This is a genomic window from Streptomyces sp. NPDC033178 (assembly GCF_055577685.1).
Genome location: NZ_JBVIPT010000020.1, coordinates 1 through 13,630, shown reverse-complemented (window position 1 = coordinate 13,630; position 13,630 = coordinate 1). Strand labels below are relative to the sequence as shown.

Here is a 13,630-nt window from a genome sequence, read left to right as displayed (position 1 = left end):
CCTGAAACACCACCGCGAGTAGAAGGACGTCAGCGGCGCCGGCTAACGGACCGACTGGCGAAACGCGTCGATCGCTGCGCGCACCTCGCGGGCCTGGTCCCACTCAGCGCCGTACTCGCCGGTGGGCGTACGCCAGGACCGCACCAGGCTCTCCGCAGCCTCCGCCACCGCCTCAGGCACCGCGAACACCCGGTGGAGCAGGGCCAGAGGGCGGCGTGGGAGCGCGCTGTCGCGGATGAGGCGGACCGTGGCGTAGGACCAGCCGGTGTCCTCATCCCAGTGGAACCGGACGCCTCCCGGACCGGCGGTGCGGCTGACGTCCCAGCTCAGCTCCATGGACATGATGTCACCGTGCGCGCGGCCGGCCCGATCGATGCAGACCGCTCCGGGCGGGATCCCGCGGCCGGTGAGCGCCTGGTCGACGGCCTGGAGGTAGGGCCAGTGCGGCAGGCCCTGAGCACAGCCCGGCCAGCCGGGCGGATCCAGCAGCATCCCTCTCACCTCCACCTGCGGGCCGGATGCCCGGTCATGAGACGCGCAGGAACGTGGAGGCCGGGCCGATCGCGCCGGGCCCGAACTTCGCGCGGATCCGATCGCTGACCGTCTCAGCGACCAGCCGAACCTCGCGCGCTTGATCGAGGCTGATCTGCTGGGCAACCTGATCGGCAGCGACCAGGTCCTCGCCCTTGAGGACCAGCCCGGTCAGGCGGCCGCGCTGCAGGCCCGCGGCATCGATGAGCCGGTAGGCCAGGGTGCGCAGGTCGTCGTCGTGCGCGGAGGCCTCCGGCAGACGGCGCGTCTTCTCCCACGAGGTCCCGCCGGCGAACCGCAGTACCAACGTCAGGCCGCGGGCCACCTGCCCGCGGCCGCGCAGCTGGTGGGCGAGCTGCACGACCAGGTCCAGCAGGGCCGCACGGACCAGCGCGCCGTCCAGGGTGTGTTGGGCGAAGGTGTGGCGCACGGTCAGGGTGGCGGGCAGGGCGCGTGGGGCCACGGGGCGGGGGTCGATGCCGCGGGCCCGGTCGGCGGCCATCCGTCCGGCGCGGCCGCCGAGCAGGCGCTGCACGGTGGCCGGCGGGACCGCGGCCAGCAGCCCGACACAGTGCACGCCGTAGTCGTGCAGCGCCGCCGCCTGTTTCGGGCCGATGCCGTGCAGGGCTTCGACGGGCAGCGGACCGAGCCAGTCGACGACGTGGTCGGGGTCGATGGCGAGGACGCCGCCGGGGGCGTCGATCTGGCCGGAGGCGGTGGCCGCGACCGTGATCGTCGGCCCGACGCCCACTCGCACGTCGATGCCAAGGCGGGAGAGGGTCCTTACCCGCAGTACCTCTCCCAGCCGGCGGGTATCGGTGCCGTGGTAGCGCAGGCCACCCTTCAGCTCCACCAGAGCTGCGGAGGGTGGCAGAGCCTGGACGACCGGGGACAGGTCCGCGAGCAGTTCCAGGACCTGCCGGTACGTCTCTTCCGCCAGCCCGTCGGGGCAGCGCACATGCATCACGCTCGACACCCGCTGATCTCCCGACACCGCTTCCACCGCCATGGCACCCACCTCCACTACACTCACCATATAGAACTGGCATTCGAACACGCGAGAGATGCAGCCCCGCAGCCGAAGATCCCCGGGACGGACCATGCTTGACGACCTGCCCCCTGACCTGGGCCGACTACATGCACTAAGGATCTGGCATGCCATGTGGCTGCAGCGCATCGACGACAAGATCGCCGCTCTCCGGCAGCGGGAAGCCGAGCAGCAGCACGGGCGGCGGGTCCGGCCCGCGGAGCCGGAGTGGATCGTCGAACTCGGCATCGGCGACGGACGGCCGCCCGCCGAGGTCCACATGGGCGGCTGCTACGCCGCAGGCAAACGACGGCGCCCGGTGGGCCGCGACGAAGCCCGCCGGCTCCTCGCGTCAGGAGTGCGGGCCTGCAGCCATTGCCAGCCCGACACCGCTCTGGACATCCTCGGCTTACCCGCCCGCCCGGCCCTCGCCGCTACAGCGCGCTGACCGGCCCTGCCCCCTCCGGTCCCGTTCACTGCACTGCACCCGCCCCTCCCCCAGAACAGGCTGCCCCTGATGACCAGTACTCTCCCGCCGCCGATCAGCGAGCCGGACCCATCCACCTTCACCTGCTCCAGCAGCATGGTCGGACCCTGCTCCGGCTGCCAGCGCAGCACCCACAAATACAGCGGCGGAGGCCTGCCCCTGTGCCACTGGTGCATGGCCACCGCCCGGGAGAGCTGGGGTACTGGCGTCCGCTTCAACAACACCCGCGCACAGGCGGGGTGACCGGCGGGGCCTGCGTGCCCGGCCTCCACACGGTCGGGTGAAGCGGCCCGGAGCGGAGTACTTCTGCGAGCGCCGGCGCGTCATGGGGCCTTGAAGCGAGTGGGGCGGTTCAGCGAGCGAGGATCGCGGCGCCGCCGGTCCGTTGAAGTGTCCGGCCCGGCCGGCCCCGGTCGATGGTGCCGGTCAGTTTTCAGGACCAGGTGATGATGACGGCTCCGCCGGCGCCCTGGGCACCTGTGCCGCCCTTGTCGCCGGCAGCACCGTAGATGCCGGTGGAGCCGCCCACGCAGTCACCGGCCGCCGTTCCCAGGTTGTTGTCGAAGCAGCCGCCCTTTCCGCCAGAACCGCCGTAGCCGCCGCGGCCACCGGCGCCACCGGCACCGCCCGCGCCGTACGCTGCCACCGCGCCCTTGCCGGGCGCCCCGCCTGCACCCCCGCCGCCGCCCTTGCCGCCAGTCGTCGTACCGTTCTGGATCCCTGCCCCCGCTGCCCGGCACCCCCGGCCTCCCCCGCCTTCCCCACACCACCGGTGCTGCCGTTGGGGCCGTTCTTGTTCGTCCACGCGCTCTTGCAGTCGAAGTAGTTGTAGCTGGCGTTGCGCCCCTTCCCGCCGTCGCCGCCCTGCCCGGTGCCGGTCGCACCGCCGCCACCGCCGCCGGCGCCCCCGCTCTTTCTCTCCGCCGTAGCCACCTCCACCACCGCTGCCACTGCGCCCACCGGTGCCGGGCTTGCCGACCGAGCCACCTCTGGCCTCAAGCCCGTTCACGAAGGAGGACTCCCCGGTGGACTGCGTGTCGGTGGCAGGCCGTCCCGCTTCGCCGCTCTTCCCGTTGCTGCCGCCACCAGGAATCAGGGGCTTCCCGCTGCCGCCCTCGCCCCAGGTCTCCCCCGTCATGCCACCTGCTCCTCCGGCCGCACCGGCGCCGCCCTTCCCGACGACGACGGTCAGGAAGAAGGCGGCGTCCTTCTGGAGCAGGCACTCCAGGTGGGCACCGCCCCCGCCACCACCCCCTGCTCCGCCGCCCGCACCGCCCCCGCCACCGCCTCCGCCGCCGCCCGCGTTCTTGAACAGGGCAGACCTGCCACCGCCACCGCCCGCTCCGGCGGCCCCACCGCCACCGCCGCCTCCACCGCCACCGGCCCCGTAGATGTTGACGACGACCTTCGTCACCCCACCCGGCACCTGCCAGTTGTACGTACCCGGGGTCAGGTACTCCTTCTTGCTCTCCGCCGCCCGGGCCGGAGTGCCCGTGCCCAGCGGCATCAGCGAACCGGTCAGGGCCAGCGCCACCGCAGCAGCCCGAAGACCACGGCGCCGGGAGGGAGAAGAGGCGGAATCAGCGCGCACGGACGGGGGCTGCGAACGGCCTGGGCAACATGCTGCTCCTTCGTCAAGGGGGCGATCAGCCCCCAGGAAGCAAGCCACGCCCTCCACCGTTCAAGATCAACCACACGCCGCCGACTCCGCAAAGGCCCGCCCCAATCGCCCGGACGGCCCCGGTGGCGAGGGATCCCCCCGCCCAACGACCCGCAGGCGAGGAGCCCACGTGAGCAGGTCCGGCCAACGCCGAGTACAGAGTGGCCGTCTTACAAAGTGGCCGTCTTCGGGGATCGGCATCAGGGAAGGCGACTGCGCTCAGTTCTCCGACGGAATACGGCCGGCGATCTCCCGCGCCCACCGGTCCACGTCCAGCGAGAGTGGCCCCTCCTCCTGGGCAACCGTCTGCAGCAGACGGAGCAAGTCGTGCGACTCATCCAGGGTCAGCAGAGCCAGCCGCTCCGCGGTGTCCTCCCCGGGGGCAAAGCCGGCGGAATCAAGGTCAAGCGAGTCGTCGTCCATAGCCTGCGCAACGTCCCCAGCGCCTGGCCGGTCACGCACAGAGCCGCACCTGCCGGGGATCGCCCCCGGCAGGGGGTGGCGGTGCGCGTGCCGGTGCGCGGAGTCGCTCGTAGGCTGAATTGTGGGATCTCAGCGGTGGTGTCACACTGCGCCGCCGCGACCTGCGGCCTGAGCTGATGTCTCACTCCGTGTCCCGGACGTGGAGTTCCACGGGAGTGTCCGAATCCTTGGATCGGCGCCCAACCAAGGTGACGGCGACCTGATCAGCGGCCTGACGCGGGTTCAGCCATCGCGGCCGGCAAGCACCCTCCGCGTCGCAGCCAGCGATCAGGATGATCGGCGTGGAGAGTGCCGGCGTAGGAAGAGATCAGGTGTCGTTCTGCCGCGCGATGTCCCGGGCCGTGCGGGCAGCCTTCTCCTCCGTGGCGGCGAGAGCCTCGCCATCCATGCCGAACAGGCCCTGACGAAGGAACACGGCAAGCCCGTGGGCGGCGCTGGCGACGCGGAGCAGCAAGTCGAATGCGTGGTCCTTGTCGGGGGCAAGGCGGCGGGATGTGGGGAGAAGGAGGTTGGCAACCTCGTCGCCGGCGGCGGCCAGGTCGTTGAACCGGGACTTGTCCAAACCCGCGTGGAACGTGATGTCGAACAGGGCCGGTTCCTGTGCGGCGAAGCGGACGTAGGCGGACGCGAAGGCCGCGAGCTGCTCCACCGGGTCTTCGCTGCTGGCCAGGGCTGCAGCGAATCTATCCCGTTGCTGGCGGTAGCCCTGCGTGGCGAGTTCCGCAAGCAGCGTTTCGCGGTCGGCGAAGTGTTTGTACGGCGCCGCGACACTCACCCCTGCGCGGCGGCTGGTCTCGGCCAGGGTGAAGCCGTGCGGACCTCGTTCGGCGACCAGTTCCAGGGCTGCTCGCAGCAGGGCGTTGCGCAGGTCCCCGTGGTGATGGCCGGTGGGGCGGCGCTTGACAGGAGAGCTCATGGGGCTAAGGTTAACATCACTTACCAGGTAAATGGTATTAACCGTGGGAGTTGTCATGACCGCTGTTTGTTTCCATCACGTCAGCCTCTCGGTCGCCGACCTCGCCGCTCAGGAAGCTTGGTATGGCGATGCCTTCGGGCTCACCGAAGCAGAGGAGCGAATCGAGATGCCGGAGGCGGGTGTCCGCACCGTCGTGCTGAGTGACGGGGCCGGGCTGCGTGTGGAGTTCGTCGAACGTTCCGGTTCGAGCCCGGTCGCGCACACCGATCCGTTCGCGGCCACCTCCGCGCAGACCTTCACGCACCTCGCGCTTCAAGTGCCAGACCTTGACGCGGCGTTTGCGCGCCTGACCACAGCGTGCGGTGCCGGGGCGGTGTCACCGCCCGCACCCGGAGCGACCGAAGGGATGCGGTACGCCTACGTTGCTGACCCGGAAGGCAACCTCCTCGAGCTGATCGAAACGGAACAGGGTTGACCGGCATCAAGAGGAATCAGGCGTACCGGAGCTGAGGGCTGCCGTACGCAGGGCCGTCGCCACACGAGTCACCGGCTCGTTCGGCGCCTGAGGAGGGCGGGCGAGAAGTAGGCGTCGCTGTTCCTGGGGGCCGCCGCGGACCGGCAGGATGCGGACGCCTGGCGGTGCGGCGGAAACCAGCGCTGCGGGCACCGTGGTCAATCCGCAGCCCGCGGCGACGAGTTGGAGCTTGGCGAGCCAGTCGCGGGCGGTGTGGACAATCTCTGGCCGTTCGTCGAGTCCCGGCCACACTCCCATCAGACGGTCCTCGCCCGAGGCGGAGCTCGCGATCCAGCGCTGCCCGCGCAGGTCGGCCACGTCGACGAAGTCGCCGCGGGCCAGCGGATGCGCCGCGGGCACCGCCAGACACAGGGCGCGTTCGGTGAGCGTCTGCAGGGCGAGCGGGGGCGACTCGTCGTCCGGCGGGCGGAACGGCGGGGCCGAGGCGAGCAGGGCCAGGTCGAGGCTGCCGGCGCGCAGGGCGCGCACCAGCGCGGGAGTGCCGCCCTCCCGGCCGACGACCTGAATGCCGGGGTCCGTGTGGCGCAGGGCGGCCAGGGCGCGGGGCACGAGGGCGGCACCGGCGCTGGGCAGCCAGCCCAGCCGAACCGTCGCGGCCTGCCCGGGTAGGCCGGACAGTTCGCGTGCGGTCGCGTCGATCTCGTCGAGTACGACCGTCGCGCGGCGCATGACGAGTTGCCCGGCCGCAGTGAGCCGTACGCCCTCGCGCCGCCGCTCGATCAGTTCCGCGCCCGCAGCCCGCTCGATCGCCGCGATCTGCCGGGACACCGCCGACTGCGTGTAACCCAGCGACGCGGCGGCCGCGGTGAAGGTCCCCTGCTCGGCGACGGCACGGAAGACGCGCAGCGCGGTGAGCGACACATCAGTGAAGTCCATGACGTTTACGCATACTAGCCGTGCTGAACTTTCGTTGGACTCATGAACACGGCGTTCCTAGCGTGGGATGCATGAACGGTTCACGTATCGCCCTCGTCACGGGCGCCAACCAAGGACTCGGCCGCGCCCTTGCCGAAGGGCTGGCGGCCCGCATGCATCTGGACGACCTGGTCCTGCTCACCGGCCGGAACCACCAGCGTGTGACGAAGGCCGCCCACGAGGTCAGCCTGCTGCCCGGCACCCGGGCCCGCGTCGAGGGCCGTGTCCTGGACGTCACCGATAGCGACGCCGTCGCCGCCCTCGCCGATGACCTCCGCGCCCGGCACGGAGGAGTCGACGTCGTCATCTCCAACGCCGTCGCCCGCCTGCTGCCGGAGGAGTCGCAGGCCGAGCGGGCCGACGAGTTCATCGACGTATCGAACACGGCCACGCACACGATCCTGCGCGCCCTCGGCCCCATCCTGCGGCCGGGTGGACGACTGCTCGTTGTGGCCAGCAGCCTGGGCACTCTCGGCCATCTCGACCCCCGCCTGCACCACCTCTTCGACGGCGCGGACCTGGACCAGGTCGAGTACGCCGTGGAGTCGTGGCGCAGTGCCATCCACCACCGGACCACGCAGGAGGCGGGCTGGCCCCTCTGGCTGAACGTGCCCTCGAAGGTGGCTCAGGTCGCGGCCGTCCGTGCGGTCGCCGCCGAGCGCCGCGCCCATGACCTCGCCGCGGGCACGCTGATCGCGTCGGTGTGCCCCGGCATGGTGGACACCGCCACCTCGCGCCCCTGGTTCAGCGACTACAGCCAGGCCCAGACGCCGGCCCAGGCCGCCGAAGCCGTACTCGACCTGGTCTTCACCGAACACGTCGACCCCACCCTCTACGGCGAACTGGTCCGCTACGGCAAGGCTCTGGACTGGCACGACGGCACGCCCCCGGTGGAGCAGGACCGCATGGTCACGCCCTGACCCCACAGGAACGCCCCACATCCCAGTACGCGATGCAGCACACAGCAAGGACTCACCCATGAGCACCATCACCACTCCCTTCGGATTCTCCAGCACAGCCGCCGAGGTGGCGAAGGGGATCGACCTCACCGGCCGCCGCGCCGTGGTCACCGGCGCCTCGTCCGGCCTCGGCGCCGAGACCGCCCGCGTCCTGGCCGGCACCGGAGCAAGCGTCACGCTCGCCGTGCGGGACATGGCGGCGGGAGAACGCGTCGCCATGGACATCACTGCCTCAACCGGCAACCAGGACGTTCAGCTCGCACACCTCGACCTCGCCGATCCCCAGTCCGTCACCGCCTTCACCACAGCCTGGCAGGGCCCACTGCACGTCCTGGTGAACAACGCCGGCGTCATGGCCAGCCCGGAGCAGTACACCGAACAGGGCTGGGAGTGGCAGTTCGCCACCAACCACCTGGGCCACTTCGCGCTCACCACCGGGCTGCACGACGCGCTGGCCGCCGACGGCAACGCCCGCATCGTCGCGGTGAGTTCCACCGGCCACCAGCAGTCCCCCATCGTCTGGGACGACGTCAACTTCGCCTTCCGCCCCTACCATCCCTGGCTGGCCTACGGGCAGTCCAAGACCGCTAACGTCCTCTTCGCGGTGGAAGCCACCCGCCGCTGGGCCAACGACAACATCACCGCCAACGCCCTGATGCCCGGCGCCATTTACACCAACCTGCAGCGCCACACCGGCGGCCGGGGCAGCGGCAGGGTGCCCGCCGAGCTGATCAAGACGGTCGAACAGGGCGCCGCGACCTCCGTCCTCCTCGCGACCTCGCCCCTCCTCGAAGGCATCGGCGGCCGCTACTTCGTCGACTGCAACGAGACCGAGGTCGTCGACCGGCGCACCGGCACCCTGCACGGCGTCGCCCGGTACGCCGTCGACGCGGACAATGCCCGGCGCCTGTGGAATCTGTCGGAGAGCCTGCTCGCCCAGGCGATCTGAAGCGCCCCTCCTCCGCGTTCCTAGACCAACCGCACCTGCCTCTCCAGTACGGCCGAGTGAATACCGACGGACGTATCGCGCATGTACGCCTTCCGCAGCTCGTGCGCCCGGCGGTACTCCTGCGTGCCGAGTGCCTCGCGCATCGTCGCCTCCGAATCGAAGCCGATCCGGACGATGGCGTCGATGGGCTCCTCCGCGTCGTCCTGTCCGGAGTCCGACAGGTAGTACTGCACGTACTCCCGCACCTGGGGCAGCGTCGCGTACGTCGGGCCGTACTCGTGCTCCATGAAGTGGCGGAAGTCCTCCGTCGACACCTCGGGCCGCTTGCGTATCACCGTCATGAGCGTGAGCATCACCGTCTCCGATCGCCTGCTGAACACCTGTTCATTGCAGCTTACAATGAACAGGTGTTCAATGATCGGATGGGGCGTACGGAAGAAGTCAGGAGCGGCCGGGATCTTCGTGCCGAACTCGTCGCCGCGGCTGTGGCCATGCTGGCGCAGCCACAGCCCGTCGCGGTGCCGTCCCTGCGCTCCATCGCGCGGGCGTGCCGGGTCGCACCGTCGGCGGTCTACTGGCACTTCCCCTCCGAGGCCGACCTGCGATCCGCGGTCCTCGACGCCGAGTACACCTCCCTGATCGAGGCCGTTGAAGCGGCGCTGGACGACGCGGCGGAAGGTGCCGACCGGCTGGTGGTCGCCGGTGACGCCTACATTGCCTGGGCACTGGAGCACCCCGGCGCCTACCAGCTCCTCTTCGAGAGCGGCGACGAACTCCCGGCCACCAGAGCCGAGCACGGCCCGCGTCTGCAGCGGCGGATCGTGGACCTGGCCCGGCGGGCCGACCCTGACGCCCCCTTCGCCGCAGCCCTCCTGCTGTGGTCGGCCTGGCACGGAGTGGTCTCCCTGCGCCTGCACAAGGCCGAGTGGGACTGGGGCATGACGGCGCAGGAGGCCAACCGCCGACTGGTGGCAGCACTCACCGCCCACCCCGCCGGGCCGGCACCCTCGTGCCGTTTTGAGGATGGAAGTCAGTGACATGGAACAACGGGAGACATCCACCGGAACATCGGCCCCGGACTGCTCCATCAGCCGCGTCGAGCACGCCCTTGGCGTCCTCCGGGGCCGGTGGAAACTGCTGATCATCCATCATCTCCTCGTCCGCCAGCCGCGCCGGTTCTCCGACCTGGAACGGGCGATCGGGCAGGTGACCCAGAAGATGCTGATCCAGCAGCTGCGCGCACTGGAGGCCGACAAAGTCGTGCGCCGCATCGTCTATCCCGAGGTGCCCCCGCACGTCGAGTACGAACTGACCGCGGCCGGACGCGCGCTCGCGACGGCGCTCGACGCCCTGCACGACTGGTCGGTCCAGGCGCGCCACATCGACGCGTAGCGGGAGCCCGGGGCCTGGTCGCGAGGACCGCGGGCCGGTCAGGCGGTCGGGAAGGTGTCCATCCAGATGATCTCCAAGGTGCGGTGGGCGATGCGCCACCCCTCAGGGCGCCGTACGAGCCGGTCGACGAAGAAGCCGGTCTGGATGAGATTCCAGCCTTGCCCGTCGGCACCGCCCTTGTGCGTGTGCAGGTGCTGAGTGCGGGCGAGGGCGGTGTCGCCATCGATGTCGACGGTCGAGAACCCTTGAAAGTGCTGCCACTTCAGCAGTCCGCTCATGGACCCGTCGGTGCCGCGCATCACGTTCACGAGCGTGCGATAGGGAATGTCCTTCAGTGCGGCGCCGCCGGCCGCGGAGTAGTCGACGGTGGCCTCTGGGGCGAAAACGGTGTCCCACTGGTCGAGGACATCGTTGTCACCGTCTTCGTGCAGGTCCTGGCCGAGTGCGTACCGCACCATGAGGTCCTGGATCTCAATTCGGTCCGCGAGGTACTGCAGGCGCTGGTCAGGGGTGTGTCCGACGGCGACGGGGGGTGCGTGGTGTGTCATGTCCTTCACGCTAGTTCGGCGTCTGCAGGTTCGTAAGTACGGACAAAAAAGTAAGTGTCGGCCCGTGTGTCACCGCGGGGCCGGGGCGGCGGTCTGCAGGAGTGCCAGGGTCGTGTCGAGGGCCGCCTCCAGGTGTGTGAGGTCGCCGGTGGACATGAGGATGGTCACCCCGCCCTGGACCGCGGCGACGAGGGCAGCGGCGGTGCGGTCGGCGTCCAGTTGCCGGTCGACCTCGCCGTTGTCCTGCAGGCGCCGGATGCCGGTGCGCAGGGCCGCCTGCCACTGGCGGATCAGCTGGCTCGTGAGTGCCTGGGCGGCGGGCGTGGCGCGGCCCAGCTCGGTGATCAGCATGCCGAGCGGGCAGTTGACGCCCTGCCGCTCGTACCGTGCCACGACCGCGTCCCGCCAGCCCTGCCATGCCGACCACGTGCCCAGGTCGCTCAGGTGCGGTTCCTGGTCCTCGAGGACGCGCTCGGCCTCACGGGCAGCCACCGCGAGGAGCAACTCCTCCTTCCCACCGGGGAAGTAGTGGAAAATCTGGCTCTTGCTGGTCGCGGTGCGTGCACGGATGTCGTCGAGAGTCGTCCCCGCGATGCCCCGCTCGCGGATCTCCTCGGCTGCGCCTTCCACGATGCGACGCCGGGTTGCCTGGCCCTTTGCGGTCAGTCGTGGCGCACTCGTTCCTCCGACGGACATTGATCCTCCACCACAGTTTATGGACTTGCTGGTCCATTTTATGCGAGAGAGAGTCGAGGAAACAGAACGATGAGAAAGGTGCGCGAGATGCAAGCGATCCTCGTGGAAGAACTGGGCGGACCGGAACAACTGCGAATCACCAACCGGCCTGTCCCCGAGCCCGGACCAGGCCAGATCCGTGTGGACATCGCCGCGGCCGGGGTGAATTTCATGGACACCGGCGCGCGTCGGCTCGGCGCCGCCACCGGCGACCTGCCCTTCGTACCCGGAGTGGAGGGCGCCGGCCGGGTGAGTGCGCTGGGCGAGGGGGTGACCGAGTTCGCCGTCGGTGACCGGGTCGCCTGGGTGTACGCCTACGGCTCGTACGCGGAACAGATCGTGCTGTCCGCCACCGACGCGGTGCCGGTACCGGACGACATCTCAGACGAGGTCGCCGCGAGCCTGATGATGCAAGGCATCACCGCCCACCACTTCGTCACCGAGGCCGCCGACGTGCAGCCCGGCCAGGTCGCCGTGGTGCACGCCGCGGCCGGCGGACTGGGCCAGAGGCTGACCCAGCTCATCAAGGCGCGAGGCGGCAAGGTCATCGGCATCGTCTCCAGCGAGCAGAAGGCCGAGACTGCCCGCAACAGCGGCGCCGACCACACCGTAGTGTCCACCGGCGACGCCTTCGTCGGCCCCGTACTGGAGACCAAGGGTGAGGGTGTAGACGTCGTCTTCGACGGTGGAGGGGAGACCACCTTCCGAGCCTCGATGGAGGTCCTGCGCCGGCATGGGCTGCTGCTGTACTACGGCGCGGTCATCGGCGCGGTACCCGTGGTGAACATGCGCGAACTGCCCAACAGCATCAAAATCTCCTACCCGGTCTTCCGCGACCACATCCCCACCCGCGAGGCGCTGTTGCGCCACAGCGCGGACCTCTTCGACCTGACGCGGCGCAACATCCTGATCCCGGACATCGGCCGACGCTACCCGCTCAAGGATGCAGCCCAGGCTCACCGTGACATCGAGTCTCGGACAACCAGCGGCAAGCTCGTGCTCTTTCCGTGACAAGTAGTGCCGACCCGCGCGTGACGCCAGGCATCAAAACATCGGGCTCTGCCCATGACTTCGGTCTGGGGGAGCGCCTTGGGGGCGGAGTGCCGGCCTCGGCAGCATCCACCACCGCCGGGTGTCCGTGGTGGATGCACCCGGCTTTAGACGTCCTGCGCTGAGAGTGCGGCGGGCGTGTCGCGTGCGGGTCATCGTCTTCTTGGGCGGCCCGGATAGGAGCCAGCCGGGCGGAGCGGGATCTCGTTCTTAAGCAGCGCCAGGCGCACGGTGGCAAGGCTCGTTCCTTCGCGCTCAGCGATGTCCTGGAGCGAGAGATGGTCTTGCTCGTACCAAGTGCGCCACTGCCGGACACGGGTGGCGGTGTGCTGGGTGCGGCGAAACCGCGGCGGGCTCCAGTCGACCGGGTACCGGGACAGCAGGTAGATGACATGTGCCGTGGTGGTGTCCAGAGCCTGGGCGAGGCGAGCGATGGAGAAATCGCCGCCAGGTACGGCCTGATGGAGCCGGGCGACCGTGATGCTGTCCGGGGCAGGGCCCGGCAGTTCCAGGTTGCGCACACCGGCGGCGTCCGGGCATGGGGACCATTGCAGGGGTTCGTCGATGCCGTGCCCGTCGAGCAGGGCGCGGGCGGTGTGCTGGAGCAGTTCGTGCTCGGCGGGCAGGATCCGCCAGCGGAAGCGCTGGTACTGCGCGCGTTGGGAGGCGGTAGTGGGCGCGATGTCGGGGTGTGCGAGGCGCGGTGGTGAGCCGGTCAGGGTGTGGAAGAGCCAGCGCTGGGCGTGCTGGTCGTCCGGGGCTGGATTTGAGCGCAGCCGTTTCTGCAGTTCTCGCCAGGCCCGCAGGTCGATGAAGCGTTGCCAGTCGGTGAACAGGGTGCGGCGGCGGGCAGTCGTCCGGTCAACCTGAAACGGCCAGCTGTTCTTGACCGGGCCGTCGTACGGGCTGCGGATCCCGGGAGCAGGCAGACCGGGGCCGCGATAGCGTCGGCGACCGATCTCGACTCCGTAGTGCTGGACCGTGCGCCAATTCGTCTTCAGGAACTCAAAGGCCAGGTCCGGATCCCGGGGGACCTCGATGTAACCGGCGCGGGCGATGCCGTGCTCGAACATCTGCGCCGGAGACATCCGAAGCCCCGGCACTCCCGGATCGACCAGACCGGCGTGAGGGCGGCAGTGGTAGACCGTCGCCGTCCACTCCCGGATGATCGCTTCCAATTCGTCGAGGAAGAAGAATGCCTCGCCCTCCGGGTGCTCGCCGCGGGAGTGGATGTCAGGACCCTTGTAGCCGGGCAGCACCTCCAGCAGACCCTCGCGCAAGGTGCGGAAGAACCTCTCCACAGGGCCCTTGTACCGGCCAATGCGCAGCCGGGCGGGCTGGATCGAGATGAGCCGTTCCGGGTTCGGTAGAGATCTCAGCTTGTGGTTGTGACCTGGGTTTTTTTTGCTGGTGAGGTAGTAGTTGGTCTCGTGTTCGGCGGGT

Annotated in this window: 17 protein-coding genes and 1 pseudogene; 8 read left to right on the top strand and 10 right to left on the bottom strand. The window is 69.8% G+C overall.

From position 1 onward, the window contains the following. Positions 1 to 42 precede the first annotated feature (42 nt). Together ACZ5VQ_RS38495 and ACZ5VQ_RS38490 are read right to left on the bottom strand one after the other, a co-directional pair. Positions 43 to 492 carry a hypothetical protein gene (locus ACZ5VQ_RS38495; protein ID WP_469109046.1) on the bottom strand — a complete coding sequence of 150 codons (450 nt, stop codon included), beginning with the start codon at positions 490 to 492 and terminating at the stop codon, positions 43 to 45. Positions 493 to 526: 34 nt separating this feature from the next. Next, positions 527 to 1,540 carry a DNA polymerase Y family protein gene (locus ACZ5VQ_RS38490; protein ID WP_469109045.1) on the bottom strand — a complete coding sequence of 338 codons (1,014 nt, stop codon included), beginning with the start codon at positions 1,538 to 1,540 and terminating at the stop codon, positions 527 to 529. A 151-nt stretch (positions 1,541 to 1,691) separates the two neighbouring features. Here ACZ5VQ_RS38490 and ACZ5VQ_RS38485 point away from each other — a divergent pair, with 151 nt between their 5' ends. Beyond that, positions 1,692 to 2,006: a DUF6233 domain-containing protein gene (locus tag ACZ5VQ_RS38485; RefSeq protein WP_469109044.1), complete on the top strand. Its 315-nt coding sequence runs from the start codon at positions 1,692 to 1,694 to the stop codon at positions 2,004 to 2,006. Between the two features lie 69 nt (positions 2,007 to 2,075). Further along, positions 2,076 to 2,288, top strand: a complete 213-nt coding sequence (locus tag ACZ5VQ_RS38480) for a hypothetical protein (RefSeq protein WP_469109043.1) — start codon at positions 2,076 to 2,078, stop codon at positions 2,286 to 2,288. A gap of 190 nt (positions 2,289 to 2,478) precedes the next feature. Here ACZ5VQ_RS38480 and ACZ5VQ_RS38475 read toward each other — a convergent pair whose 3' ends face one another. The 3 genes from ACZ5VQ_RS38475 to ACZ5VQ_RS38465 all read right to left on the bottom strand — a co-directional run bounded on the left by ACZ5VQ_RS38475 (position 2,479) and on the right by ACZ5VQ_RS38465 (position 5,104). Next, positions 2,479 to 3,579: a hypothetical protein gene (locus ACZ5VQ_RS38475; protein WP_469109042.1), complete on the bottom strand. Its 1,101-nt coding sequence runs from the start codon at positions 3,577 to 3,579 to the stop codon at positions 2,479 to 2,481. 345 nt (positions 3,580 to 3,924) lie between these two features. Beyond that, positions 3,925 to 4,128 (bottom strand): DUF6417 family protein, encoded by a 204-nt coding sequence (locus tag ACZ5VQ_RS38470; protein ID WP_469109041.1) that lies wholly within the window; start codon positions 4,126 to 4,128, stop codon positions 3,925 to 3,927. Positions 4,129 to 4,495: 367 nt separating this feature from the next. Further along, positions 4,496 to 5,104 (bottom strand): TetR/AcrR family transcriptional regulator, encoded by a 609-nt coding sequence (locus ACZ5VQ_RS38465; RefSeq protein ID WP_469109040.1) that lies wholly within the window; start codon positions 5,102 to 5,104, stop codon positions 4,496 to 4,498. A 55-nt stretch (positions 5,105 to 5,159) separates the two neighbouring features. On the opposite strand from ACZ5VQ_RS38465, the gene ACZ5VQ_RS38460 reads away from it, so the two are divergent. After that, positions 5,160 to 5,579 carry a VOC family protein gene (locus tag ACZ5VQ_RS38460; RefSeq protein ID WP_469109039.1) on the top strand — a complete coding sequence of 140 codons (420 nt, stop codon included), beginning with the start codon at positions 5,160 to 5,162 and terminating at the stop codon, positions 5,577 to 5,579. Between the two features lie 6 nt (positions 5,580 to 5,585). Here the strand turns inward: ACZ5VQ_RS38460 and ACZ5VQ_RS38455 are convergent, their stop codons facing one another. Further along, positions 5,586 to 6,515, bottom strand: a complete 930-nt coding sequence (locus ACZ5VQ_RS38455) for a LysR family transcriptional regulator (RefSeq protein WP_469109038.1) — start codon at positions 6,513 to 6,515, stop codon at positions 5,586 to 5,588. A gap of 71 nt (positions 6,516 to 6,586) precedes the next feature. Between ACZ5VQ_RS38455 and ACZ5VQ_RS38450 the strand changes: the two genes are divergently transcribed. Further along, positions 6,587 to 7,474, top strand: a complete 888-nt coding sequence (locus ACZ5VQ_RS38450) for an SDR family NAD(P)-dependent oxidoreductase (RefSeq protein WP_469109037.1) — start codon at positions 6,587 to 6,589, stop codon at positions 7,472 to 7,474. Between the two features lie 58 nt (positions 7,475 to 7,532). Next, positions 7,533 to 8,462, top strand: a complete 930-nt coding sequence (locus ACZ5VQ_RS38445) for an SDR family NAD(P)-dependent oxidoreductase (protein ID WP_469109036.1) — start codon at positions 7,533 to 7,535, stop codon at positions 8,460 to 8,462. Between the two features lie 20 nt (positions 8,463 to 8,482). On the opposite strand, the gene ACZ5VQ_RS38440 is transcribed toward ACZ5VQ_RS38445, so the two are convergent. Then, positions 8,483 to 8,803, bottom strand: coding sequence for an EthD domain-containing protein (locus ACZ5VQ_RS38440; RefSeq protein ID WP_469109035.1), 321 nt, complete (start codon positions 8,801 to 8,803; stop codon positions 8,483 to 8,485). Positions 8,804 to 8,869: 66 nt separating this feature from the next. On the opposite strand from ACZ5VQ_RS38440, the gene ACZ5VQ_RS38435 reads away from it, so the two are divergent. Continuing rightward, on the top strand, positions 8,870 to 9,499 hold the full coding sequence (locus ACZ5VQ_RS38435; protein ID WP_469109034.1) for a TetR/AcrR family transcriptional regulator: 630 nt from the start codon (positions 8,870 to 8,872) through the stop codon (positions 9,497 to 9,499). A gap of 1 nt (position 9,500) precedes the next feature. Beyond that, on the top strand, positions 9,501 to 9,854 hold the full coding sequence (locus tag ACZ5VQ_RS38430) for a winged helix-turn-helix transcriptional regulator (RefSeq protein ID WP_469109033.1): 354 nt from the start codon (positions 9,501 to 9,503) through the stop codon (positions 9,852 to 9,854). A 38-nt stretch (positions 9,855 to 9,892) separates the two neighbouring features. Here ACZ5VQ_RS38430 and ACZ5VQ_RS38425 read toward each other — a convergent pair whose 3' ends face one another. Together ACZ5VQ_RS38425 and ACZ5VQ_RS38420 are read right to left on the bottom strand one after the other, a co-directional pair. Further along, on the bottom strand, positions 9,893 to 10,402 hold the full coding sequence (locus tag ACZ5VQ_RS38425) for a nuclear transport factor 2 family protein (protein WP_469109032.1): 510 nt from the start codon (positions 10,400 to 10,402) through the stop codon (positions 9,893 to 9,895). Positions 10,403 to 10,471: 69 nt separating this feature from the next. Further along, positions 10,472 to 11,098, bottom strand: coding sequence for a TetR/AcrR family transcriptional regulator (locus ACZ5VQ_RS38420; RefSeq protein ID WP_469109031.1), 627 nt, complete (start codon positions 11,096 to 11,098; stop codon positions 10,472 to 10,474). Positions 11,099 to 11,167: 69 nt separating this feature from the next. Between ACZ5VQ_RS38420 and ACZ5VQ_RS38415 the strand changes: the two genes are divergently transcribed. Beyond that, positions 11,168 to 12,148 carry a quinone oxidoreductase family protein gene (locus tag ACZ5VQ_RS38415; RefSeq protein WP_469109030.1) on the top strand — a complete coding sequence of 327 codons (981 nt, stop codon included), beginning with the start codon at positions 11,168 to 11,170 and terminating at the stop codon, positions 12,146 to 12,148. A gap of 191 nt (positions 12,149 to 12,339) precedes the next feature. On the opposite strand, the pseudogene ACZ5VQ_RS38410 reads toward ACZ5VQ_RS38415, so the two are convergent. After that, positions 12,340 to 13,630, bottom strand: a pseudogene (locus ACZ5VQ_RS38410) (hypothetical protein); the annotation flags it as partial.